Below are 21,869 nucleotides of genomic sequence, written 5' to 3'. Positions count from 1 at the left end.
AGCAACGCGCCGGCTCAGGGCTCAAATGGCCCAGCCGCCGTCGATGATGTGGATCTGGCCGGTGGTGTACGTCGCGCCGGCCAGGTAAAGCACGAGGTCGGCAATTTCTTCAGGTGCGCCCATGCGGCCCATGGGCTGGCGCGCAATGAACTCGGAGCGCGCCTTGTCATAGTCGCCCGTCGACTCCAGTCGCTCCTGCAGCGAGGGCGATTCGACGGTGCCGGGGCAGATGGCGTTGCATCGAACGCCTTGGCCCACGTAGTCGGCGGCGACGGCTTTCGTCAAGCCGATCACGGCCGCCTTGGTCACGCCGTAGGCGAATCGATTGGGAACGCCTTTCACGCTGCTGGCCACCGAGGCCATATTGATGATGGCGCCGTCGCGGCGCTCCAGCATGCCGGGAAGGACGGCGCGGATAGTTCGCACCATCGCCTTGACGTTCAGGTCGTACGCGAAGTCCAGGTCTTTGTCGGTGGCCTGCAGAACCGTGCCGGCGTGCACGACGCCCGCGCAGTTGAACAGCACGTCCACGCGGCCGATTTTCCCGACGAGGTCGCGCACCGCGCCTTCGTCCAGTACGTCAAGGCGGTGCGTCGTGACGCCGGGCAGGTCGCGCAATTGCGCGAGGGCGGCCTCGTTGATGTCCGTGGCCCATACCTGGGCGCCGGCGCGGGAGAGCGCTTCCACGCTGGCGCGGCCGATGCCCTGGGCGGCGGCGGTGATGAGGGCGGTCTTGCCTTCGATCTTCATGCGGCGATGTCCTTGATGCGGTTGTGATCGAGCCGGAATTCGGCGCGCAGCGCTGCGCTGTGCTCGCCGACCATGGGGGCACCGCGCTTGCCGAGCGCGCGCTGGCCGTCGATGCGCAGCGGCCCGCGGGTGGTGTGAACCGGTGTGCCATCGCCCCGGTGCACGGTCTGAAGCATGTCGAGGCGGCGGAAGGCTTCTTCCTGCAGCAGCCGTGGCCAGTCCAGCACTTCTGCGCACCACACGTCTGCGGGGCGCAGGCGAGCCAGCCAGTGAGCGGTGTCTTGCTGCGCCAGCGCGCCGGCGATCACCCGCTTGATCTCGTCGCGTTTGGCAAACGCATCGGCGGGCTCATAGCGGCGCAGTTCGTGCAGCGGCAGGGTGTCCGCCAATTGCCCCAGCGGCATCATTGCCAGCGCAAGGTAGCCGTCCCGCGTGGGATAGATGCCGTAGGGGGCCGCGAGATAGGCATTTGCATTCCTGAACTCGGCGCGCCGAGGCGCCCGGCCGCCGTCGTTCAGGTGCGTCGTCAGCAGTTCGAATTGCAGGTCCACCAGCGCTTCGAGCAGGCTGGTCTCGACCAGCGCGCCTTCCCCGGAGATGCCGCGCCGCACCAGCGCCGCCAGGATGCCTTCGGTGAGCACGTGGCCAGCGAGCATGTCCGCGACCGACAGCCCCAGGGGCACGGGGCCGTCGTCGGCGTTGCCATTGAGCCAGGTCACGCCTGACATCGACTGCGCCAGCAAGTCCTGCCCCGGCAGGCCGGCCCAGGGTCCCGCTTCGCCATAACCCGACACGCTTGCATACACCAGCCGCGGATTCAGGGCATGCACTTCCTCCCAGCCGAGGCCGAGGCGCTCGATCACGCCCGGGCGGAAGTTCTGGATCAGCACATCGGCGCGTTCCAGCAGGCGGCGCATCACGGCCAGGTCGTCCGGCACCTTCAGGTCCAGCGCCAGGCTTTCCTTGCTGCGGTTGATGGCGTGGAATAGGGTGGAGTCGCCGCCGAGGTCCGTGTCCGTCAGGTACAAAGTGCGGCAGATGTCTCCGCTGCCTGTGCGCTCCACCTTGATGACGCGCGCCCCCAGATCGGCGAGGCGCAGGGCCGCGGACGGCCCGGAGAGAAACTGGCTGAGGTCGACGACCAGCAGCCCTTGCAGGGGAGTCATCGCGGCAGGCTCTCGCGGAACAGCCGGTTCAGGTCGTCCACGATGGCGCCCGGCTCGTCGCCGTTGCGCAGGCCGGCGAGCAGCCGGGCCGAGCCCTGCTCCTGGTACGTCATGTAGCCGTCGTGACGAGGGCGCACCCATGCGCCTTCCAGCGTCGCGCGCGTGGCGCGGTAGAAGTCGAGGCTTCTGGCGTTCACGGCCTCGTCTTCCCATGCCGCCGCGTGGCCGGGCTGCCCTCCGGCAGCCGCGTAAGGGCCGGCCTGTGCTTCCGGACCGGCCACCCAGAGCGCGAAATCGACGGCCTGCGCCGCATGCGCGCTGCGCGCCGACACTGCCATGCCCGTGCCGCCGAGGGCAGATCCGATCGGCGGCCGCCCGTCGAGCAGCGGCATGTCGGCGAAGGCGATGCGAGCCGGTCGAAAGCCGTCCCAGGCATAGCTGACGTAGCCGTAGATCAGCGGCACGCAATGGATCTTCGAAGCCGGCTGCGCCATGCGTTCGAACACCGCGATGGGGTCCTCGTCAAAGCAGGCCGCATCCAGATACGGCAGCAGCGAGCGAATGCGCTCGATCGCGGCCACGGTGGTGGCGCGGTGGAAGAGGTCCGGGCCATCCACCCGGCCCGGCGCGCCCAATTGCCCGGTCAGGGAATAGAGCGTCATCAGCGCGTGCGGCGAGCGCAGCGGCAAGGCCACGTGGCCGCGTTCGGCCAGCGCCATCACGTCGTGCCAGTCGGCTGCCGGCGCCTTCATGCGATCGGGCCGCCATGCCTGCACCTGCGTGGCCGCATCGATGGGCAGCGCCCACTGGTGGCCCTCCCAGTAGTAGCTGGGATAGGACGCGCCGACGCTGCCCGCGGCCACGGGGCCGAGGCGCGCATCGTCCAACGGCAACAGGCAGTTCTCGCGCGCCACCTGGCCGACGTGCGGATGGTCGATCACGATCAGGTCGTACTCGCGCGCCAGCTGGTCCACCGGAAAAGACTCGAAATCCTGCAGCGAGCGCTTGTCCCAGGTGATGGTGACTCCGGTGCGCTCCTGCCAGATCGCCGAGCATGCCTCCAGCGGTTGCCAGCCGCGCGGGTGGTTCCAGGTCATGCCGCGCAATGACGGCCCCTTCTTGGTTTCGTTCATTGCACGGCCCCCGTGCCGTAGATCATGTTGGGCAGCCACAGCGACAGCTGCGGGAAGACGGAAAGGATGACCAGCAGCACCATCATCACGGCCAGGTACGGTGCGACTTCCCGCGCATAGGCGGCCATCGGCACCTTCAGCGTCTGCGAGGAGATGTACATGAGGCCGCCCACCGGTGGCGTGATGCCGGCGATCGTCAGGTTGGTGATCAGCACGATCCCGAAGTGCACCTTGTCGATGTGGGCCGCGTCGATCAGCGGCAGCAACATCGGCGTCAGGATGATCAGCGCTGCGGAGCCTTCGATGGCGGTGCCCAGCACGATCAGCACCAGGTTGATCAGCAACAGCATCGCGATCGGATTCGTGGTGGTACCGGCGAGCCAGCCCGACATCACCTGCGGCACCTGCTGCCACGACAGGTAGAAGCCGAAGGCGGCAGCCGCGCAGATCATCATCATCACGCTGGCCGAGTCGCGCACCGATTCGGCCAGCACCTCGGGCAGGTCCCGCCAGCGCATTTCGCGGTAGCCGTAGATCGCCACGCCGATGACGTACAGCACCACGATGGCGCCGGACTCGGTGGTGGTGAAGATGCCATAGCGGGTGCCGGCCAGGATCACGACCGGAATGGACAGCGCCCACAACCCGTCGATCACGGCGTGCAACAGTTCCCTGGAGCTGGCCCGCTTGTCCCGCTGCGGCTGGTACTTGCGCTTGACGGCCAGCACGTGGGTGGTGAGCATCAGCGCCACTGCGAGCAGCAGCCCCGGCACGATCCCGGCGGCGAACAGGCGGCCGATCGAAGCCTCGGCCAGGAAGCCGTAGACGATGAGGCCGATGGAGGGCGGGATCAGCGCCGTGATGATGGCGGCGGAGGATGTGATCACGGCGGCGAACGGCGCGCCGTAGCCTCGCTGCACCATCTGCGTGCCGATGGTCTTGGCCAGCATGGCCGCGTCCGCGTTGGCCGAGGCGGTCAGCCCGCCGAGCAACGTGGCGAGCACGGTGCACATCTGCGCGAGGGCGCCGGTCATGTGGCCGACCATCACCTCCGCCAGGTTCAGCAACCGCCGGGTGATGCCGGAAGCGTTCATCACGCAACCGGCCAGCACGAACAGCGGCAGGGCCAGCAACGACACCGACTCGGTGCCCTCGGCCATCTGCTGCGCGAAGTTCGCCAGCGGCATCTCACCCATGTTCAGGAGGAAGAAGCTCAGCGCCGCGATCGCCATCGACCACGTAACCGGCGTCTGCAGTGCCAGCAGCACCAGCATCAACACCGAGGGAAGCCACAACTGGATGGTGCTCACAATGCCAGCTCCGAGGAAGGGCGCCACTGCCAGCCGTCGCGCCATGGCGCGAGCAGCACGTGTTGCAGCAGCATCAGCAGGGAGGCGATGGCCATGGGGACGTAGACGGTGGATCGCGGGATGTCCAGGGACACGACGCGGATGTCATGGGCGATCACGGCCTGCCACGCGAACATCGCGGCGAGGACCAGGAACAGGACGGCGAGCAGGAACCAGTTGGCGATGAAGATCGCGCGGCGCAGCGGCGGCGGAAACATTCCGACCAGCACGTCGACGTCGGCATGCATGCGACAGCGGATGCATGCCGCGGAGCCGAAGAACACCAACCAGCTGAAGGCGATGACCGAAACCTCGAAGGGCCACGAGGCAGGCTGCGGGAACATGTAGCGCGTGATGACGCCCCAGAAGATGGAGAGCACGATGGCGAGCATGCAGACGACGCCGATGGCCTCGTCGATGCGGCGCAGGCTGAGCAACGGCCCGGAAGGAACCGCCCCGGGGGGCGGAGGTTCCGCACCCGGGGGCAGCACCGCCCTGTCTTGCACGGCGTCCTTCATCGCTCAGTGCGCCATCGCCTGGCGCGCCTTTTCGTAGATTCCGGGGGTGAGGCCCGGCACCTTCGTGTAGGCGATCCTGGCCTTGTCCGCGAACGCCTTGATGTCGACGCCGTCGACGATCTGCACCCCGTTCTTCTTCAGCTCCTCGGCGAACTCCTTGTCCGAAGCCAGGGTCGCGGCGGTCAGCTCCGCACCGGCAGTGCGGCCTTCTTCCAGCAGGATCGTCTTCAGGTCGGCCGGCAGGCTGTTGAAGAAGGTGGTGCTGGTCACGAAGGCGGCGAACATCATCTGGTGCGCCGTGTTCGAGACCACCTTGCGCACTTCGTACAGCTTGGAGCCCGCCAGCGAACCGTAGTTGGCTTCGGCAGCATCCACCACCCCGGTTTGCAGCGCGTTGTACACCTCACCCCAAGGCAGCGCCTGGGGCCGCGCGCCCAGCGCGGCGAAGGTTTCCAGCATGATCGGCGACGGCGGGACGCGCAGCGTCATGCCCGCCATGTCGGCCGGGGTGCGCACCGGCTTGCTGGCGAGCAGGTGACGCACGCCGAACAACCCGTCCGCCATGATCAGCTTCATGCCTTGCTGCTCCAGGCGGCCGGACATTTCCTTGAACACCGGCGACGCGAACAGGCGCTTGGCTTCGTCCGGATTGGCGAACATGTAGGGGCCGGCGACGACGGCCATGTCCGGCACGAACTGCGACAGCTGGCCATAGTCGGTGACGCTCAGCACGCGCGCGCCGCCCTTGATCATCTCGTTCACCTTCTTCTGCGGGCCCAGCTGGTCGCCCGTGAAGATCGTCATCGTCAGCTGTCCCTTGGAGCGCGCCTTCACCCGCTCGGCGAAGGCGTTCATCACCTTCACCACCGGCTCGTTCGGGTTGACCTGCGAGGTCGAGAAACGCAGCGCATACGTCTCGGCATGCGCCGGCGCGACGGCGGCGGTGCCAAGGAGGCCGGCCAGGGTGGCGGCGGCGAGGAGGGTGCGGCGAAGGTTCATGCTGTCTCCAGGGTCAGGGTAATGAAAGTAAGTTCTTTAGTGAACGTCCAATTTATGGGTGAATGTTAGATACAGTGACGTGGCGCCGCTCTAGGGGTTTACCCATACATGTGACGGGCGGCATCCTTGCACAATGGTCCGCCAATGAATATTGATTTGACAGATGAACGAACCCGAACCCTCTGCTGATGCCGTGCCGCCCCTGGCGGGACTGCGGGTGCTGGACTTCAGCCAGTTCCTCGCCGGGCCGTCGTGCGCCCTGCGGATGGCCGACCTCGGCGCCGACGTCATCAAGGTGGAACGGCCGGACGGCGGCGACCTGTGCCGCCAGCTGGTGGTGGCCGACCAGCGCATCGGCGCCGACAGCGCCCTCTTCCACACCATCAACCGCAACAAGCGCAGCTTCGCGGCCGACCTGAAGAATCCGAAGGACCTTGCCCTCGTGAAGCAACTGGTCGCAAGCGCCGACGTGATGATCCACAACTTCCGTCCCGGCGTGATGGAGCGGATCGGGCTGGACCATGCCGCGGTCGAAGCCCTCAACCCGCGCATCGTCTATGCCGCCGTCACCGGTTATGGGGAGCAGGGTCCGTGGCGCGACAAGCCGGGGCAGGACCTGCTGGTGCAGTCACTGTCGGGCATGGCCTGGCTGAGCGGGCCGGGCGGCGACGATGCCCCGCCGGTGCCTGCCGGCCTGTCCATCGTGGACATGATGACCGGCGCCCACCTGCTGCAAGGCATCCTGGCGCTGCTGCTTCGGCGTGGGATCACCGGCCGCGGCGGACGGGTGGACGTGAGCCTGCTCGAGTCGGCGCTGGACCTGCAGTTCGAGCCCTTCACGGCCTTCCTCAATGGCGCAGGCGACGCGCCGAAGCGCAGCACGGTCAACCACGCCAACGTGCACGCCGCCGCTCCTTACGGCATCTACCGCACCGCGGATGGATACATGGCGCTGGCCATGGCGCCCATGGACCAGTTGGCGAAGCTGGTGGACTGCGAGGCACTGGCCCGGCTCGCCGCCGACCGCGGCAGCTGGTACAGCAGGAGGGACGAACTCAAGCAGGTGCTACAGGACCACCTGCGCTCGCGTGGCACGGCCGAATGGCTGGCGGCGCTGGAGCCCGCCGGCCTCTGGTGTGCCGATGTGCTCAACTGGCCCCGGCTGGCGCAACACCCCGGCTTCGCCGCGGTAGACATGGTGCAGTCCCTGGACACCGGCGGCCAGGCCATGAAGACCACCCGCTGCCCCATCCGCGTGGACCGACAGGTGCTGCGGCACGCGCGCCCGGCCCCCTCGATCGGCCAGCACACGCAGGAAATCCTGGAAGAACTGGGCCTGTCGCCCGCAGTGGAGAAAACCGAATGACCGAAGAACAGTACTTCGAGGACTACGTGCTGGGCGCCCGCCGCCAGACCACCGGCCGCACCATTACCGAGGCCGACATCGTGCTGCATGCCGGCCAGACGGGTGACTTCTTCCCGCACCACATGGACGCCGCGTGGTGCGCGACACAGGACTTCGGCCAGCGCATCGCACACGGCACGCTGGTGTTCAGCGTGGGCATCGGCCTGACCGCCTCCACCATCAACCCGCGCGCGATGTCGTACGGGTACGACCGGCTGCGGTTCGTCAAGCCGGTGTTCATCGGCGACACGATCTACTCCCAGCTGGAGATCACCGACCGTCGACCGCACCCCAAGCGCCAGGGCCACGGGATCGTGGTGGAAACGGTGACGGTCACGAACCAGCGGCAGGAAACGGTGCTGGTCTGCGATCATCTGCATTTGGTGGAGCGGCGCGAGCCGCTCTGATCGCCAGAATGGCCTTGACCGCCACCCCCATGAAAACAGCCGAACCGGAATCCGCACCCCGTACCAAGTACTCGGTCCCCGCGCTGGAGAAAGCGCTCGACGTGCTGGAATACCTGTCGGACCAGGCGGTGCCGCTCACGCAGGCCCAGCTGGCGCGCGCGCTCAGGCGCGAGCCCGGCGAGTTGTTCCGGATGCTGAACTGCCTCGAAGCGCGAGGCTATGTGCGGCGCACCGAGGCCGGAGGCTATGACCTCACGCTCAAGCTCTTCGAGCTGAGCCGCACCCACTCGCCGCACGAACAGTTGATCGAGGTGGCGACGCCCCTGATGCGCGACCTCGTTGATCGCGTGCGGCAGTCGTGCCATCTGTCCGTGCTGCACCGCGACCAGGTGCTGGTCCTGACGCAGGTGGAGAGCCCGCAGCCGGTGCGCCTGTCCGTGCAGGTCGGCTCCCTGCACTCGCCGGTGACCACGGTGTCGGGGCAGTTGCTGCTCGCGGGCCTGGCGGACGCGGAGCGGACGGAACTGCTGGCGCGCCAGCCCGACTGGCTGCGCATGGGGTCGGCCGAACGCCAGGAGTTCGCCGCCCGGCTTGCACGCGTGCGCGACGACGGCTTCGCCTTCGCCGACGGCGCCCGCTTCGTCGGCGGCCTGGACCTGGGTGTCAAGGTAGGACGCGAGGGCAACCGCACGCGCGCGGCGCTGACGATTGCCGCCCTCAAGGGCGCAGAAGGGCCCGACCTGTTCGAGCTGTTGCCTCGCCTGCAACAGTGCGCGGCAGAGCTTGCCCGCGGCTGCGGCCTGGCCTGACGCGCTTGGGCGAAACCGCGATGGATCGCCGCCACCTGCTCACCGCCCTGGCCTGCTGGCCCGCCGCTCGCGCGTGGGGACAGGACGATGCCGGGCGACCCCGTCACAAGATTTCCGCGCGCGAACTGCAGGATGCGGTTGCCGCGCGCTTCCCGGTGCGCTTGGGCATCACCGGGCTCGTCGACATCCGCGTCAGCGCCCCGCGCCTTCTCCTGCTGCCCGCGCGCAACCGGATCGGCGCCGGCCTGCTCGCGCAGGTGGGGGGCATGCCGATGCAGCCATCGCAGACCGCCGAACTCGACCTCGCCTTCGCGCTGCGTTACGAACCCTCGGACCGCACGGTGCGTGCGCACCAGCTGGAAGTGACCGGCCTGCGCGCGCCCGGCCTGCTGCCGGAAACCGCGCAATTGCTGCAACGCCTGCTGCCCGCCATGGCGCGCGACGCCGTCGGCGAGATCGTGCTGCACCGATTCGCGGCACGCGAACTGGCGTTGCCCGAGACCATGGGATTCGAGCCCGACGAGATCCGGGTGCTGGAGGACGGCGTGCTGATCCTTTTCGGACCGAAGCAGCCGCGCTGACCCTTGCCCACCGCGAAGCCGGGGTTCGGCTTCGTGCTCACTGCCAGCCTACGAGCGAACTTCGGCGAACATGGCGTTCAGCTCGGCCCCGGACGCGGCCGACGCGAAACCGTCGAACTTGCCTTCGCCGGCAATCAGTTGCGCGCTGCGCATGAACCCGCCCCACGCCGAGCGGGCCATCGCGCCGCCGACACTGACGCGTCGCACGCCCAGCGCCTCGATGTCCCGCAGCGTCAGCTCGGTCGCAAAGCCGACCAGCAGGTTGACGGGTTTCGGCGCCACCGCGGCGACCACGGCCGCGATCTGCTCGCGGGTCTTGATGCCGGGTGCATACAGACAGTCCGCGCCCGCTTCGGAATAAGCGCGCAAGCGGCGGATGGTGTCGTCCAGGTCGGGACGGCCGACGATGAAGTTCTCCGCCCGGCCGACCAGCAGCGTATCGCCGCCGCTGGCGTCGATGGCGGCCCGCGCCGCGCGCATGCGCTCCACCGCAACAGGAAGCTCGCGCAAGGGAGCGTTGGCGTCGCCCGTCGAATCCTCGATGGACAGGCCGGCCACGCCGGTCGCCACGGCCAGGCGCACGTTGCGCGCCACGCCGTCGGCGTCGTCCGCAAAGCCGCCTTCGAAGTCCGCATTCACCGGCAGCCCGGTGGCATCGACCATCTCGCACAGGTGCACCAGCACCTCCTGCACCGTCATCTGGCCGTCCGCCATGCCATGGCGCCAGGCGGCGCCGGAACTGGTGGTGGCCAGGGCCTTGAAGCCCAGGCGCTGCAGGTACAACGCGCTGCCGATGTCCCAGGGGTTCGGGATGACGAAGCATCCTGACGCGTGCAACTGGCGGAAGGCGCGGCGGCGCACGGCGACGATTTCGGCTGACGGCATGGAATCTCCGGAACCTGGAGGCGCTAGAAGGCCTTGCTATACCGCTCGATCTGGCACTCCATCGACGCCTCTTTCCCGCCGTCGCAGGCCGAGCCGGTGTACCGGGCGGCTGGCATGCCCGAACAGCCTGCCAGGGCGAACAGCAATGCGAGGGTGAATGCTTTCGTCATGATCGTTCCTCGAAGGACCGGCTCAGCTTAGCTTGATCCTGGCTGTCGTCGCGGCAGGCGCTAAATACCCACGTTGTTGTACCGCTCGATCTGGCAGGCCATCGTCGCCTCCCCGGCGTCGCACGGCGAGCCGGTGTTCCGGGCGGCCGGCACGCCCGAGCAGCCTGCCAGCGCGAACAGCAACGCGAGGATGAATGCTTTTGTCATGATCATTCTTCCATGGGACCGGCTCACTCCGGCTTGATCTTGGCTCGCTCCACCACCTGCTTCCAGCGCTTTTGTTCCAGCGCGATGAACTGCGCGAACTGCGCCGGCGTGCCGCCGACGGCCAGTGCCGCGTCCTGGTTCAGGCGCTCCACCGAGGCCTGCGACTTCACCGCCTTCTGCGTTTCCGCGGCGAGTTTGTCGACATTGGCTTGCGCCATCGATGCCGGGGCGAGCATGCCGTACCACTGGGTCATCTCGAAGCCGGGGAAGCCCTGCTCCGCGACCGTGGGCACATCGGGAAGCTGGGCCAGCCGCTCGGAAGAACCCGTGGCGATGCAACGCAGCTTGCCTGCCTTGATGTGCTGCAGGATGGCCGAGGCCCCTACCGATGCGGCCTCGAGGCGGCCGGCCAGCAGGTCGGTGAGTTGCGGTCCCGTGCCCTTGTACGGGATGTGCGTGATGAAGATGTTGGCCGTCATCTTCAGGTATTCCATCGCCAGGTGGCCGGCGCTTCCGGTGCCCGCCGAACCGTAGTTCATGGCGCCGGGCTTGGCCTTCACCAGCGCGATGAATTCCTTGAGGTTCTTCGCCGGCAGGTTGGGATGGACGACATACAGGCTCGGCACCTTGGCCAGCAGGCTGACCGGCTTGAAGTCCTTGTTCGGGTCGTACGGCAGCTTGTCGTACATGTACGGGTTGACCGCCAGCGTGCCGATGTGCCCGAGGATCACCGTGTGCTGGTCGTCGGCGCGCGCCGCCTCGGCCATCGCGATGTTGCCGGAGGCGCCCGGCTTGTTCTCGACGAAGACGCTCTGGCCGAGCGTCTTGCTCAACTCACCCGCCGTCGAGCGCGCCACGATCTCGGAGCTGCCACCGGGCGCGAAGGGCACCAGGAAGCGCACCGGCTTGGCCGGCCAGGACTGGGCAAGGCCGGGGAAGGAGATGAAGCCCGCCAGCGCCGCGGCGCCGCCGAGCAGATGTCTTCTGTCGATTTGGGTCATGCCGGGATGATGCCACCACTCAATCGCCGCCGAACAGATCCTTCAAGTCCCTGGGTGCTTCGCCGCCGGCGCCGGATTTCATGGGCTGCCCCTTCGGGTACTCCTCGGCGATGCGGTCCTCCCAGTAGGTCGCCGGGTTGGGTGCGCTGCACAAGCGCCGGAAGACCTCCCCCGGGACTTGCTTGTACGCAAGCACGGACTTGTTGTCCCAATGCAGGTCGAGTTGCTGGGACGCGGGATCGTAGACCGCCTTGCGGATGCGGCCGCCGCTGAACAGTTTCTCGGGCATGTGCCTCTCCTAGCGCAAACCTTCCCACCACCGCTTGTTTTCGCGCGGCTTGCCCAGCGTCAGCACCTCGCCGATCTCCGGCGTGGCCAGGGTGATGCCGCGCTGCTGGGCGAGCGCGGCGACGCGCTCCAGCGGCTCGCGCCAGCCGTGGAAGGCCAGGTCGAAAGTGCTGTTGTGCACCAGGTAGAGCGTGCGCGCGCCCAGGTCCTGGAAACCCTGCACCGTCTCCTCCGGCGACATGTGGACGGTGGGCCAGTAGCTGTCGTAGGCGCCGTTTTCCATCAGTGCGATGTCGATGGGGCCGAGGCGCGAGCCGATTTCCTTGAAGCCGCCGAAATAGCCGGAGTCGCCGCTGTAGAAGATGCGCTCGTTGCCGCTGCGCAGCAGCCACGACGCCCAGAGCGTGCGGTTGCGATCGGTCAGCGTGCGGCCGGAGAAGTGCTGCGCCGGTGCGGCCGTCAGCACGACATCGCCCCAGCGGCCTTCCTGCCACCAATCGAATTCCTCGATGCGGTCGGCCGCGACGCCCCAGTCCCGCAGCCGGGCACCCACGCCCAGCGGAACGAAGTACTTCTGCACCCGGTCCTTCAGCGCCTCGATGGTCGGCACGTCCAGGTGGTCGTAGTGGTCGTGCGACAGGATCAACCCTTCGATCGGCGGCACGTCCTCCAGCGCCACCGGCGGCGCATGGAAGCGCATGGGGCCCGCCCACGAAACGGGCGAGACGCGCGGGCCGAACACCGGGTCGATCAGCCACCACTTGCCGCGCAGCTTGAGCAGGTGCGAGGAGTGGCCCAGGCGGATGATGTGGTTGCTGGTGGAGTCCAGCGCCGCCAGCGCCGCCCGGTCCATGGTGCGCACAGGTATCGGATCGACGGGCACGGTGCCCTGCTTCTTTTCCAGCAGCAAGCGCGACCAGATGTCCCAGGTGCTTCGGTGCGGCTTGGCGTCGGGGTTGGGCGGGTTCTGGAAGCGGCAGTCCTGCGCGGAGAACTGCGGCGACTTCGCGAAGCGTGGGTCACATTCCTCCGCGGCGACCTGCACCGGGAGGAGCGCGCTGAAGAGGGGGAGCAGGCAGCCGCAGGTGAAGCGCTTCATCGCGGCAGCATAGCGTTTTGCCCGCCGGCTTGCAGGCCCTGTTGCGCCCGGCCCCACGCTGGGTCCGGGCCGGCCTCAGGCGACCGCGTCGGAGTGCTTGAAGAACTGGCGCAACTGGTGCGCGCGGCTTGCGAAGTCGGGATCCACCATCGTCTCGAGGGTACGCGGCCGCGGCAGCGGGTTGTGCTGGTCCTCCACGATCCGGCCCGGCGAAGCGGACATCACCAGGATGCGGTCCGACAGGAACACCGCCTCGGGGATGCTGTGCGTGATGAACAGCACCGTCGTTTTCGTCTCTTTCCAGATGCGCTGCAGCTCGAGCGACATGCGCTCGCGCGTCATCGCGTCCAGGGCGGCGAAGGGCTCGTCCATCAGCAGGAGCTTCGGGTCGTGCACCAGCGCGCGGGCCAGTCCCACGCGCTGCTGCATGCCGCCGGAGAGCTCGTGCGGATAGTGGTGAAGGAACTTCGAGAGCCCCACCATGTGCACCAGGGCCTCGGCCTTGGCGCGATAGTCGTTGACACTGCGCCCCAGGTTGCGCACCGGCACCAGCACGTTCTCCAGCACCGTGCTCCAGGGCAGCAGCGTCGGCTGCTGGAAGACGAAGCCGATGTCGGCGCGCGGCCCTTTCACCGGCGTGCCCTCCAGCAGCACGCTGCCGCTGGTGGGCCGGACCATGCCGGCGATGATGCCCAGCAGCGTCGTCTTGCCGCAGCCGGACGGCCCCAGTGCGCAGACGAACTCACCGGCCTGCATCCGGAGCGTCAGGTCCGAGATCGCATGGACCGGTCCGCGCGAGGACGCGTAGGTGACGTTCAGGCCGCGGATATCCAGCAGCGGAGCTGCCGGGCCGTCGCCTGCCTGGATGCCCGTGACCAGCGGATCCATCACCCTCTTCACTTGCGTCCTTTCACCGAATCAGAGATCTTCTGGGCGTCGAACTTGTTGAATTCCGGCACGAAGGCGTTGGTGTAGAGGTTGTCGGGGTTGACGTCGGCCGTGGTCATCTCGCCGCCGTCATGCAGGACGTTCACGTAGTCGCGCCAGACCTGGGGCACGTACTCGCCGAAGCGGCGCGGCTGCCCGGCCGGGAAGTCGAGATAGCGGTCCATGCGCTTGCCCAGCACCATCAGGCTCGCCTTCATCGCCTCGTCGTCGGTGCCCGCCGGTTTGGTGGTCGGATACTGCTTCCACGCGGCGCGAATGCACAGCTCCCGATTCGCCTCGCAGGCCACGACGCCCTTGGTGATGGCGCGGCCGAAGCCGGCGATCATCGCCGGCTGGTCGCGGAGGATGTCCTCGTGCGCGGCGAAGCCGTTGGACAGGAGGCCGCTGTACTTGCGGGGCTGCTCCAGTCGGCGGATCTTCAGGCCCGCCACTTCGAAGTTGGCCAGGATCGCGTCGAAACCGTTGAAGGCGGCGACGTCCCCGTTCGACAGGGCGCGCACGCCCGGTGCACCGACGCCCGTGGGCACGAACTCGTAGTCCTTGCCCAGGACCATGCCCATTTCCTTGTACATGGCGCGGGTGATGGGCACGTTGCCGTTGGCCAGCGCGCCGATGCCGATCTTCTTGCCGCGCAGGTCGGCGATCGACTTCACGGGGCTGTTCTCCAGCACCGCGAATTCCCAGATGTTGCTGCGCGCGGAGTTGTAGAAGAAGCGCACCGGGATGCGGTCGCGCCCCGGTTGCCTGGAGATGATGAGCACGTCGGCGCTGGGATAGCCGATGTCCACCGCCTTGGACGCAATCTGCGGCACCAGCACCGAGGTGCCCAGGAACTCCACGATCTCCAGCTCGATGCCTTCTTCGGCAAAGTAGCCCAGCTCGCGCGCCAGCAGGAACGGCGAATTGGCCAGCGTGATGCGGGCGGGCGTCCCGAGCTTGACCTTCTTCAGGTCGGCGGCCGCAGCCGGGGCGCCGGCGAACAGCGCCGCGCAAAGGCCGGCGGCGGCCGCGCCCAGGGCGAGGCGACGGGACGACAAGGAGATGTTCTTGGTCATGGTCTGTGTTCTTTCAGTGCGCCACCATCGACTTGATGTCCGCGATGCTTTTGCCGGCCAGTCCGAGGCGCTGCACGTTGCGGCCCTCGGCAAGGAAGTCCCGTCCCGTCAATGCGTTGGCGATCTGGATCACGGCATGGGTCGTCGGCGTGGGAATGCCGGCCAGCCGGCCGAAGTCCGCGATGGGGACCAGCCCGCACATCACGTCCTGCACCAGGTAGCGATGCTCCAGGGACTTGGGCGCCGGCGCGTAGCGGTAGTGCGTGACCGCCATCTTCTGCAGCGCCTCGTGCACCGTCATGTCCTTGAACAGGTAGGTGTCGGCCAGGAAGCCCGCGATGTCCACGGTCTTGGCGCCGAAGGCCGTCGCCACGGCGATGCGCTCGCGGTCCATGGCGACCAGCAGACGGCAGACACTGGGCACCATGTTGCTGGCGTAGAAGTTGTAGTCGCCCTCGCCTTCGACGCGGCCCACGTTGGTGATGATGCCGCCCGCATGGAAGATGCCGCCGAGGTCCGCGAACGCGGTCTCCAGCATGTTCGAGGCCGGGCCGAGGCCGGGGAACGCCGGTCCGATGCGGTCCAGCACCGCGGCCGTGCGCGCCATGGGGAAGGCGGCCAGCGACCACTTCTCCTTGATGCTCGTGAGCAGCACGCGGTCCGGAGTCTTCACGGTCAGCATGTACGGATAGCCGTCCATCTCGGCGACGTCGACGCGGGCCTTGCAACCGGCCCGGTCGAGCGCGGCGCGAAAGCCGGCCGCGCCGAGGAAGTGGCCCTGGATCAGCACGATGGCCTGGCCGTCCTCGAGGAGGGGGGCGAGCTGCTGCGCCACCTGCTCGTGCACGGTGCCGTACGTGGAGACCAGCAGCACGCTGGCGCCCTTCACGGCGGCGGCCAGGTCCGTGGTCGCCATCTCGATCGGCGCGAAGTCCTTGTCACGCCCTTCGACGTGCAGCCCGCCCGCGGCGCGGATGCCTGCGACCTGCGCATCGACCACGTCATGGATGCGCAGGCGCAACCCGTCGATCCCCAGTTGCGCGGCCAGCCCCTTGCCGCCCATGCCGGCGCCGATGATGGTCCAGATTTCCTTCATGTCCTTGCCTTCTTTCGAGATGTGCGTTGGAGGAAAGATCAGCCTTCGGCGACGGTGTCGCCTGGCGGCCTTGCTTCCCAGAAAATGATGCGCTTGTGCAGCATGCGGATGATCTGGGTGCCCGCCACCCCGATCGTGATCAGTCCCACCAGCGACGCGAACATGGTGGCCACGTCGAAGTTGGCCTGCGCCGCCGCGATCAGGTAGCCCAGGCCCTTGTTCGAAGCGACGAACTCGGCGACCACCGCGCCGATCAGGCCCAGCACGATGCCGATCTGCAGGCCCGCGAAGATATGTCCCAGGGCAGCGCGCAGCTTGACCCGGAAGAAGATCTCGGTGCGCGAGGCGGAGAACACCCGCATCATGTTCACCAGCGCCGGCGGCGTCTGCTTGATGCCGACACTGGTGTTGATGAAAAGCGGGAAGAAGCAGATCAACGCCACCATGATGATCTTCGAGAGGTTGCCGAAGCCGAACCAGACGATGATCAGCGGCGCCAGCGCCACCTTGGGCATCGATTGCAGCGCGATGATGTAGGGGTACACGAAGCGCTCGAAGTTGCGCGACTCGGCCAGCAGCGCCCCCAGGATGATCGCCAGCGTGCAGCCGCACACGTAGCCCACCAGGATGTTCTGCAGGGTGAACGCCACGTGCTCCCAGTACTTGCCCTCGATGTAGCCAACCCAGACCGCATCGAACACGGCCGTCGGCGTGGGCAGGATGTAGTTGGGCACCGAGAACCAGCCGATGGCCAGGCTCCAGAACGCGAGCCCCGCCACCAGCGTGATCAACGGGAAGACGATGTCGGCGGCGCGCGAGCGCCAGGCCGCGTTGCTGGCGGCGGTCATCTGGCCGGCACTGCCTTCAGGCCGCGCACCTGCGCCTGCAGCGCCGCGGCGTCGAACTTGCTGAAGTCCTCGACGAAGGCGTTCGTGTACAGCGAGTCCACCGCGACTTCCTTGCTCTTGAGCTCGCCGCCGCCGTGCAGCACGTCGATGTAGTCGGAGAACATCTTCGGCGTGTACTCGCCGAACTTGCGCGGACCGGGACCGAAGTTGTAGATGGAAGCCAGGCGCGCGTCCAGCGTCGCGAGCGATTCCGCCATGGCGCGGTCCTCGGGCACGCCCTGGGCTTTCAGCGAGGGATACAGCTGCCAGGCCGCGCGCACGCACAGTTCGCGGTTGGCTTCGCACGCCACGATGCCCTTGGTGATCGCGCGGCCGAAGCGGCGCAGCATGTCGGGCCGGTTCTTGATGGTGTCGTCGTGCGCCACGAAACCGTTGGAGATGAGCGCGCGGTACTTCTCCGGCTGCTCCAGGTAACGGATCTGGACGCCGTTGTTCGGCAGGTGAGCGATGGTCGCATCGAAACCGTTGAACACGTCGATCTGCTTCGTGCGGATCGCGTGGACTGCCGGGGCGCCGACACCCACGGGCACGAACTCGTAATCCTTGCCGGCTGTCATGCCCATCTCGGCGAACATCGCGCGGGCGATCGGCACGTTGCCGTTGGCCAGTGCGCCCACGCCGATCTTCTTGCCGCGCAGGTCGCCGATCACCTTGATCGGGCTTTCCACCGGCACCACGAACTCCCAGGGGTTCTTTCGCGCGACGTTGTAGAAGAACTTGACCGGCAGGTGGTCGCGCCCGGGCTGGCGGCTGATGATCACGATGTCCGCGCCGGGGAAGCCGATGTCGACGCTCTTGTTGGCGACCTGGGGCACCAGCACCGAGGTGCCCAGGAATTCCGTGATCTCGACGTCGAGCCCCTCCTGCTCGAAGAAGCCCATCGCCTTGGTCATGATGAAAGGCGCATAGCCGATGTTCACCCGGGCCGGCGTGCCCATCTTCACCTTGTCCAGCGCCAGCGCCGGAGCGGAAATGGCGGCGAGGAGCGAAATGGAGCCTGCGGCGAATAGCGCGCGCAGAGCGATGGCGGGGAATTTCTGCATGGGCGTGGGACCTTGGATTGGACTGTTTGGCCGGGGCATGATGTATCACGAATCCCGGAACGTCAAGCCCGGAGATGTCCGCCTTCCTGGTACTTTCTACCGCTTTCTCTCTCTGTGGCAGGACAAAATGCCCCTCCTCCAAAGCCTGAAGGACGGTCGCGTGATGTATCAGACCTTCCATTTTCGGCGCCCTGTGATATTCTCGCTCGCGATGTCATCCCTAGCCCCCACCCCTTCCGACGGCGCCGGCGAAGGCCGCCTGCTGCGCGAGAAGGTCTACGACCAGCTGCGTGCCGACATGATCGCGTGCCGCCTCGCGCCGGGCACCGAGATCCGCGAATCGGAGCTGGCGCTGCGGTTCGGCGTCAGCAAGTCCCCCGTGCGGGACGCACTGATGCGGCTGGAGCGCGAGGGGCTCGTCATCACGTTGCCGCGCCAGGGCTACCGCGTGGCCCCGGTGTCCGTGGCAGACGTGCAAGATATGTTCCACCTTCGCGATGCACTCGAGCGGGCCTGCATGGAACGCATCGCGCGCCGGGCGAGCGACGAGCAGCTGGCATCCCTTGACCGCTTCCGCACCTATGAAGCCGGCGCCTGGGAGGGTGGCTTCGTTGCCTACAACCGCGAGTTCCACCGCACGCTGGCGCGCATCTCGGGCAACCCCCGCATGCGTGACCAGCTCATCGACCTGGTCGACCAGATGGACCGCGCAGTCCAGCTCAGCCTGAGCAGCCTGAAGCGGGGCGACCCGAAGACGGTGGTGGATGAACACTGCCAATTGATCGACGCCCTGCAGGCGCGGGACACCCCCCGCGCCCAGCGCATCGCCAGCCGCCACGTCGGCGACGCCGGCAAGCGCGTGCTGCAAGCCCTGTCGCGCGTCGTGGTCGCCGCCTGACCGCGAAGCTATTCAAGGAGATCCCCCATGAGCCCGAGTCCTGAAGTCCGCGTGCGCGGCTTGTTCATCGACGGCGCGGAAGTCCCGGCGTCGGGCAGTGACCTGCTCGACGTGCTGAACCCCGCCACCGGCGAAGTGCTGGCACGCATCGGCCACGCCAGCGACGCCGACGTCGACCGCGCCGTGCGCAGTTCGGCGGCGGCCTTCGAGCGTGGCGAGTGGAGCGCCATGTCCAACCGCACGCGCGCGAGGCTGATCAACAAGCTGGCGGATGTCTTCGAGGCGAATCTCGAGGAGATCTACCACCTGGAGACCACCAACAACGGGCGTCCGCTGAACGAGACGCGCGCGCAGGTTTCGCGCCTGCCGGACTTCTTCCGCTACAACGCGGGACTCGCCATTGCGCGGCGCGACTCCGTGATCCCCGTGGACGGCAATTACCTGAACTACACCATCCGCACGCCGATCGGCGTGGTCGGCAACTCCACGCCGTTCAACCACCCGCTGATGATCATGGTGAAGAGCCTGGCGCCAACGCTGGCCTCCGGGTGCACCACGGTGGTGAAACCTTCCGAATACACGCCGCTCACCACGCTCAAGCTTGCGCAGTTGTTCGTCGAGGCCGGCTTGCCGCCGGGCGTTTTCAACGTGGTGACGGGCCTCGGGCCCACCACCGGCAAGGCACTGTCCGAACATCCTGGCCTGGCCAAGTGGGTCCTGACCGGCGGCACGGAGGCGGGCCGTCTCACGGGCGCCGCGGCCGGCCGCAACTTCGCGCACCAGACGCTGGAACTCGGTGGCAAGACGCCGGTGCTGGTGTTCGACGACTTCGACCTCGACCAGGCCGTCAACTACGCGGCTTTCGGCGCGTTCATCGGGGCCGGCCAGACCTGCATCTGCGGCAGCCGCCAGATCGTGCACGAGAAGATCTACGACGCTTTCGTGGACAAGCTGGCGAACAAGGCGCGCTCCATCCGCATCGGCGACCCGCGCGACCCGACCGTGCAACTGGGCCCCGTCGTCTCCGCGCGGCAGAAGCAGCGGGTGCTGAACTACGTTCGCATCGGCGTCGAGGAAGACAAGGCACGGCTCGTGGCCGGCGGCCGGGTGCCGTCGGATCCGGCGCTCGCGAATGGCTTCTTCGTCGAGCCGACCGTGTTCGCGGACGTCACGCCGCGCATGCGCATCTTCCAGGAGGAAGTGTTCGGGCCTTTCGTGTCGGTGAGCAAGTTCTCGACCGAGGAAGAGGCCCTGGCCCTGGCGAACGACTCCCCCTTTGGACTGGCCGGTGCCGTGCGTACGCGCGACGTGGTGCGGGCCCACCGTGTGGCGGCGCGCCTGCGCTGCGGCATCGTCTGGGTGAACGACCATCACCGCCTCGATCCGGCCTCGCCGTGGGGCGGCGTGAAGGACTCGGGAATCGGCCGCGAGGGCGGCACCGAATCCTTCGATCAGCACTTCGAAACCAAGAGCGTGATGGTCCGGCTGGACGACGCCCCCTTCGACTGGTACCGGGACACGCAGGCGCAGCCTCGCCTGAACTGATGCCCACCCGCTTCGCCTCCGACCACCCACAGGGCACCTGATGAACGATTCCTCCGCAGCGATCTCCTTCAGGCAGACGGACCTGGCGCTTCCTTCCGGCCGCATCGGCGTCCACATCGCGGGCGTGGGCCAACCGCTGGTGCTGTTGCACTCGTTGCTGGCGGATCGCACCAGCTTCGACCGCGTGGCGGGCCCGCTGTGCAAGACGCACCAAGTGATCGCATTCGACCTGCCCGGTTTCGCGGACTCTGATTTCGTCGAAGGCGGCCTCGACGCCGTGGCCGACCGTGTCGCCGAAGCCATTGGCGCGCTCGAGCTGCAGCAGCAGCCCATCCTGCTGGGCAACGGCTACGGTGGATTCGTTGCGCTCATGACTGCGATCCGCCACCCCGGCATCGCGCAGCGCCTGGTGCTCGCCGACTGCGGCGCGGCCTTCAGCGAGCCGGGGCGTGCGGCGTTCCGCGGCATGGCCGATGCGGCGCAGAAGGGCGGGCTCTCCGCCATCGCGGACGTCGCGATGCGCAGGCTCTTTTCGCCCGAGTATCAAGCGCAGCATCCTGAACTCATCGCGCAGCGCAGGGAGCGCTTCGTCGCGCTCGATCCGCGGACCTTCCGCACCGCGTGCCTGAACCTGGCCGCGCTGGACCTGCGCGGCGAGCTGGCGAAGATGAAGACCCCCACCCTGGTGCTGGTGGGCGAAACCGACGAGGCCACGCCACCGCCGATGTCGCACGAACTGGCCGCGAGTTTGCCCGATGCACAGCTGAAGGTGCTGGCCGGCTGCGCGCATGTGCCGCAACTGCAGGCGCCGGAGATGTTCCTGGACGCGATCCGGGACTTCATCCGCGCCTCGTGACGCTCCAGGTCAGGGCGCTCCGACCAGCTTCACTGTGTGGGTGACCGTCGCGGTCGCGCCCGCGATGTTGCAGGTCATCGTCCCCGTCAGCGTGACCATCGGATTGGAGAGCCCGATGACGGTTCCGGTGAAGCGGTTGCCGCCCGTGCATCCCGGCGGCGGCGCCCCGAGAAGGGTGTCCACCACGGTGAGTCGGTGGCCGTCCGATGTCACGACGACGTTTCCCACCCTGGCAGGCATGAAGACCGTGGTGGGCAGCGGGGCTGGAACGGTGATCGGTGGAGAGCCAGGCACCTGGCAGGTCATGGCGGAGGTTTTCGTGGTGATCCTGAAGGTGCCGGTGCTGACGCGCACGTTGTACCGACCGGCACGCTGGAGGCTGCCGATGAAGCTGGCGTTGACGATCGCGCCGCCGGAGACTGTGGAGGTCAAGGTGGAACAGCCAGGCATCGTGAAGTCCGCGCGGCCTTTCGCCACGACGGAGCCGGCCAGGCGGCAAGGGCGTCCGGCCCTGCAGCTCGCCGCGGCGACCGGGCCCTGCGCCATCAGCGCCCGCATCTCGGCAGCCTGCTCCGGGTCGGCGTCTTCCAGGAACGCCGCGGCCTCCGCTTCCGGACCTTCGGAATCCCCGCCACCGCAACCAGCCAGAACCAGCACGGCCGCCAAGGCGGCACCCACGAACTTGACCGCGAAGTGCATGTCAGCGCTCCCCGTCGTCTGTCGGCTCCCTGGCTGATGCATTGGAGACCCTGC

25 protein-coding genes are annotated in these 21,869 nt (G+C 67.6%); 7 read left to right on the top strand and 18 right to left on the bottom strand.

Annotated elements, in window-relative coordinates:
* Positions 1-21 precede the first annotated feature (21 nt).
* The 6 genes from WG902_RS22165 to WG902_RS22140 form a co-directional block, all read right to left on the bottom strand.
* The gene (locus WG902_RS22165; protein WP_340062383.1) at positions 22-750 is read right to left on the bottom strand and encodes an SDR family oxidoreductase; all 729 of its coding nucleotides are present in this window, start codon (positions 748-750) and stop codon (positions 22-24) included.
* Positions 747-1,916 (bottom strand): CaiB/BaiF CoA transferase family protein, encoded by a 1,170-nt coding sequence (locus WG902_RS22160; RefSeq protein ID WP_340062382.1) that lies wholly within the window; start codon positions 1,914-1,916, stop codon positions 747-749. Before WG902_RS22160 ends, WG902_RS22165 begins: the two co-directional genes overlap by 4 nt.
* Complete coding sequence (locus tag WG902_RS22155) at positions 1,913-3,049, bottom strand: ABC transporter substrate-binding protein (RefSeq protein WP_340062381.1); 1,137 nt, start codon at positions 3,047-3,049, stop codon at positions 1,913-1,915. The genes WG902_RS22160 and WG902_RS22155 overlap by 4 nt, the downstream gene beginning before the upstream one ends.
* Positions 3,046-4,359, bottom strand: a complete 1,314-nt coding sequence (locus WG902_RS22150; RefSeq protein ID WP_340062380.1) for a TRAP transporter large permease — start codon at positions 4,357-4,359, stop codon at positions 3,046-3,048. The genes WG902_RS22155 and WG902_RS22150 overlap by 4 nt, the downstream gene beginning before the upstream one ends.
* Positions 4,356-4,835: a TRAP transporter small permease gene (locus WG902_RS22145; RefSeq protein WP_340062379.1), complete on the bottom strand. Its 480-nt coding sequence runs from the start codon at positions 4,833-4,835 to the stop codon at positions 4,356-4,358. The genes WG902_RS22150 and WG902_RS22145 overlap by 4 nt, the downstream gene beginning before the upstream one ends.
* 84 nt (positions 4,836-4,919) lie before the next feature.
* A complete protein-coding gene (locus tag WG902_RS22140; RefSeq protein ID WP_340062378.1) occupies positions 4,920-5,915 on the bottom strand; it encodes a C4-dicarboxylate TRAP transporter substrate-binding protein in 996 nt (331 codons plus the stop codon).
* 163 nt (positions 5,916-6,078) lie between these two features.
* Between WG902_RS22140 and WG902_RS22135 the strand changes: the two genes are divergently transcribed.
* Genes WG902_RS22135 through WG902_RS22120 form a run of 4 tightly spaced genes read left to right on the top strand, consistent with a single transcriptional unit; the run spans position 6,079 to position 9,117 of the window.
* On the top strand, positions 6,079-7,281 hold the full coding sequence (locus WG902_RS22135) for a CaiB/BaiF CoA transferase family protein (protein WP_340062377.1): 1,203 nt from the start codon (positions 6,079-6,081) through the stop codon (positions 7,279-7,281).
* Positions 7,278-7,727: a MaoC family dehydratase gene (locus WG902_RS22130; RefSeq protein WP_340062376.1), complete on the top strand. Its 450-nt coding sequence runs from the start codon at positions 7,278-7,280 to the stop codon at positions 7,725-7,727. Before WG902_RS22135 ends, WG902_RS22130 begins: the two co-directional genes overlap by 4 nt.
* A 29-nt stretch (positions 7,728-7,756) precedes the next feature.
* Positions 7,757-8,536 carry an IclR family transcriptional regulator gene (locus WG902_RS22125; protein WP_340062375.1) on the top strand — a complete coding sequence of 260 codons (780 nt, stop codon included), beginning with the start codon at positions 7,757-7,759 and terminating at the stop codon, positions 8,534-8,536.
* Positions 8,537-8,556: 20 nt separating this feature from the next.
* Positions 8,557-9,117: a DUF1439 domain-containing protein gene (locus tag WG902_RS22120; RefSeq protein ID WP_340062374.1), complete on the top strand. Its 561-nt coding sequence runs from the start codon at positions 8,557-8,559 to the stop codon at positions 9,115-9,117.
* Positions 9,118-9,165: 48 nt separating this feature from the next.
* Here WG902_RS22120 and WG902_RS22115 read toward each other — a convergent pair whose 3' ends face one another.
* The 11 genes from WG902_RS22115 to WG902_RS22065 all read right to left on the bottom strand — a co-directional run bounded on the left by WG902_RS22115 (position 9,166) and on the right by WG902_RS22065 (position 17,817).
* The gene (locus WG902_RS22115; protein ID WP_340062373.1) at positions 9,166-10,002 is read right to left on the bottom strand and encodes an isocitrate lyase/PEP mutase family protein; all 837 of its coding nucleotides are present in this window, start codon (positions 10,000-10,002) and stop codon (positions 9,166-9,168) included.
* Positions 10,003-10,025: 23 nt separating this feature from the next.
* Entirely contained in the window at positions 10,026-10,172 is a 147-nt protein-coding gene (locus tag WG902_RS22110) for a hypothetical protein (protein WP_340062372.1), read from the bottom strand.
* 60 nt (positions 10,173-10,232) lie between these two features.
* Positions 10,233-10,379 carry a hypothetical protein gene (locus WG902_RS22105; protein WP_340062371.1) on the bottom strand — a complete coding sequence of 49 codons (147 nt, stop codon included), beginning with the start codon at positions 10,377-10,379 and terminating at the stop codon, positions 10,233-10,235.
* A gap of 23 nt (positions 10,380-10,402) precedes the next feature.
* Entirely contained in the window at positions 10,403-11,380 is a 978-nt protein-coding gene (locus WG902_RS22100; protein ID WP_340062370.1) for a Bug family tripartite tricarboxylate transporter substrate binding protein, read from the bottom strand.
* Positions 11,381-11,399: 19 nt separating this feature from the next.
* A complete protein-coding gene (locus tag WG902_RS22095; RefSeq protein ID WP_340062369.1) occupies positions 11,400-11,669 on the bottom strand; it encodes a KTSC domain-containing protein in 270 nt (89 codons plus the stop codon).
* Between the two features lie 9 nt (positions 11,670-11,678).
* Positions 11,679-12,767 carry an MBL fold metallo-hydrolase gene (locus tag WG902_RS22090; protein ID WP_340062368.1) on the bottom strand — a complete coding sequence of 363 codons (1,089 nt, stop codon included), beginning with the start codon at positions 12,765-12,767 and terminating at the stop codon, positions 11,679-11,681.
* A gap of 75 nt (positions 12,768-12,842) precedes the next feature.
* Entirely contained in the window at positions 12,843-13,655 is an 813-nt protein-coding gene (locus tag WG902_RS22085; protein WP_340062367.1) for an ABC transporter ATP-binding protein, read from the bottom strand.
* Between the two features lie 8 nt (positions 13,656-13,663).
* On the bottom strand, positions 13,664-14,770 hold the full coding sequence (locus WG902_RS22080) for an ABC transporter substrate-binding protein (RefSeq protein WP_340062366.1): 1,107 nt from the start codon (positions 14,768-14,770) through the stop codon (positions 13,664-13,666).
* Between the two features lie 13 nt (positions 14,771-14,783).
* Positions 14,784-15,866, bottom strand: a complete 1,083-nt coding sequence (locus tag WG902_RS22075) for an NAD/NADP octopine/nopaline dehydrogenase family protein (protein ID WP_340062365.1) — start codon at positions 15,864-15,866, stop codon at positions 14,784-14,786.
* Between the two features lie 38 nt (positions 15,867-15,904).
* Positions 15,905-16,714: an ABC transporter permease gene (locus WG902_RS22070; protein ID WP_340062364.1), complete on the bottom strand. Its 810-nt coding sequence runs from the start codon at positions 16,712-16,714 to the stop codon at positions 15,905-15,907.
* On the bottom strand, positions 16,711-17,817 hold the full coding sequence (locus WG902_RS22065; protein ID WP_340062363.1) for an ABC transporter substrate-binding protein: 1,107 nt from the start codon (positions 17,815-17,817) through the stop codon (positions 16,711-16,713). Before WG902_RS22065 ends, WG902_RS22070 begins: the two co-directional genes overlap by 4 nt.
* Positions 17,818-18,028: 211 nt before the next feature.
* On the opposite strand from WG902_RS22065, the gene WG902_RS22060 reads away from it, so the two are divergent.
* From WG902_RS22060 to WG902_RS22050, 3 genes are read left to right on the top strand one after another with little or no spacing between them, the layout of a single operon-like run.
* Positions 18,029-18,715 (top strand): GntR family transcriptional regulator, encoded by a 687-nt coding sequence (locus WG902_RS22060; protein ID WP_340062362.1) that lies wholly within the window; start codon positions 18,029-18,031, stop codon positions 18,713-18,715.
* A gap of 27 nt (positions 18,716-18,742) precedes the next feature.
* Positions 18,743-20,260 carry an aldehyde dehydrogenase gene (locus tag WG902_RS22055; protein WP_340062361.1) on the top strand — a complete coding sequence of 506 codons (1,518 nt, stop codon included), beginning with the start codon at positions 18,743-18,745 and terminating at the stop codon, positions 20,258-20,260.
* 40 nt (positions 20,261-20,300) lie between these two features.
* The gene (locus tag WG902_RS22050; protein ID WP_340062360.1) at positions 20,301-21,116 is read left to right on the top strand and encodes an alpha/beta fold hydrolase; all 816 of its coding nucleotides are present in this window, start codon (positions 20,301-20,303) and stop codon (positions 21,114-21,116) included.
* A 9-nt stretch (positions 21,117-21,125) separates the two neighbouring features.
* Here WG902_RS22050 and WG902_RS22045 read toward each other — a convergent pair whose 3' ends face one another.
* A complete protein-coding gene (locus tag WG902_RS22045; protein WP_340062359.1) occupies positions 21,126-21,815 on the bottom strand; it encodes a hypothetical protein in 690 nt (229 codons plus the stop codon).
* Positions 21,816-21,869: the final 54 nt, after the last annotated feature.

This window comes from Ramlibacter sp. PS3R-8, from assembly GCF_037572435.1.
Classification (GTDB): domain Bacteria; phylum Pseudomonadota; class Gammaproteobacteria; order Burkholderiales; family Burkholderiaceae_C; genus Ramlibacter.
This window is presented reverse-complemented; position numbering and strand designations above follow the sequence as displayed.

Excerpts from the sequence above, each read along its gene's own strand:
- WG902_RS22165 (WP_340062383.1), bottom strand. The coding sequence starts at position 750 with ATGAAGATCGAAGGCAAGACCGCCCTCATCACCGCCGCCGCCCAGGGC.
- WG902_RS22160 (WP_340062382.1), bottom strand. The coding sequence starts at position 1,916 with ATGACTCCCCTGCAAGGGCTGCTGGTCGTCGACCTCAGCCAGTTTCTC.
- WG902_RS22155 (WP_340062381.1), bottom strand. The coding sequence starts at position 3,049 with ATGAACGAAACCAAGAAGGGGCCGTCATTGCGCGGCATGACCTGGAAC.
- WG902_RS22140 (WP_340062378.1), bottom strand. The coding sequence starts at position 5,915 with ATGAACCTTCGCCGCACCCTCCTCGCCGCCGCCACCCTGGCCGGCCTC.
- WG902_RS22135 (WP_340062377.1), top strand. The coding sequence starts at position 6,079 with ATGAACGAACCCGAACCCTCTGCTGATGCCGTGCCGCCCCTGGCGGGA.
- WG902_RS22130 (WP_340062376.1), top strand. The coding sequence starts at position 7,278 with ATGACCGAAGAACAGTACTTCGAGGACTACGTGCTGGGCGCCCGCCGC.
- WG902_RS22125 (WP_340062375.1), top strand. The coding sequence starts at position 7,757 with ATGAAAACAGCCGAACCGGAATCCGCACCCCGTACCAAGTACTCGGTC.
- WG902_RS22120 (WP_340062374.1), top strand. The coding sequence starts at position 8,557 with ATGGATCGCCGCCACCTGCTCACCGCCCTGGCCTGCTGGCCCGCCGCT.
- WG902_RS22115 (WP_340062373.1), bottom strand. The coding sequence starts at position 10,002 with ATGCCGTCAGCCGAAATCGTCGCCGTGCGCCGCCGCGCCTTCCGCCAG.
- WG902_RS22110 (WP_340062372.1), bottom strand. The coding sequence starts at position 10,172 with ATGACGAAAGCATTCACCCTCGCATTGCTGTTCGCCCTGGCAGGCTGT.
- WG902_RS22105 (WP_340062371.1), bottom strand. The coding sequence starts at position 10,379 with ATGACAAAAGCATTCATCCTCGCGTTGCTGTTCGCGCTGGCAGGCTGC.
- WG902_RS22100 (WP_340062370.1), bottom strand. The coding sequence starts at position 11,380 with ATGACCCAAATCGACAGAAGACATCTGCTCGGCGGCGCCGCGGCGCTG.
- WG902_RS22095 (WP_340062369.1), bottom strand. The coding sequence starts at position 11,669 with ATGCCCGAGAAACTGTTCAGCGGCGGCCGCATCCGCAAGGCGGTCTAC.
- WG902_RS22090 (WP_340062368.1), bottom strand. The coding sequence starts at position 12,767 with ATGAAGCGCTTCACCTGCGGCTGCCTGCTCCCCCTCTTCAGCGCGCTC.
- WG902_RS22085 (WP_340062367.1), bottom strand. The coding sequence starts at position 13,655 with ATGGATCCGCTGGTCACGGGCATCCAGGCAGGCGACGGCCCGGCAGCT.
- WG902_RS22080 (WP_340062366.1), bottom strand. The coding sequence starts at position 14,770 with ATGACCAAGAACATCTCCTTGTCGTCCCGTCGCCTCGCCCTGGGCGCG.
- WG902_RS22075 (WP_340062365.1), bottom strand. The coding sequence starts at position 15,866 with ATGAAGGAAATCTGGACCATCATCGGCGCCGGCATGGGCGGCAAGGGG.
- WG902_RS22070 (WP_340062364.1), bottom strand. The coding sequence starts at position 16,714 with ATGACCGCCGCCAGCAACGCGGCCTGGCGCTCGCGCGCCGCCGACATC.
- WG902_RS22065 (WP_340062363.1), bottom strand. The coding sequence starts at position 17,817 with ATGCAGAAATTCCCCGCCATCGCTCTGCGCGCGCTATTCGCCGCAGGC.
- WG902_RS22060 (WP_340062362.1), top strand. The coding sequence starts at position 18,029 with ATGTCATCCCTAGCCCCCACCCCTTCCGACGGCGCCGGCGAAGGCCGC.
- WG902_RS22055 (WP_340062361.1), top strand. The coding sequence starts at position 18,743 with ATGAGCCCGAGTCCTGAAGTCCGCGTGCGCGGCTTGTTCATCGACGGC.
- WG902_RS22050 (WP_340062360.1), top strand. The coding sequence starts at position 20,301 with ATGAACGATTCCTCCGCAGCGATCTCCTTCAGGCAGACGGACCTGGCG.
- WG902_RS22045 (WP_340062359.1), bottom strand. The coding sequence starts at position 21,815 with ATGCACTTCGCGGTCAAGTTCGTGGGTGCCGCCTTGGCGGCCGTGCTG.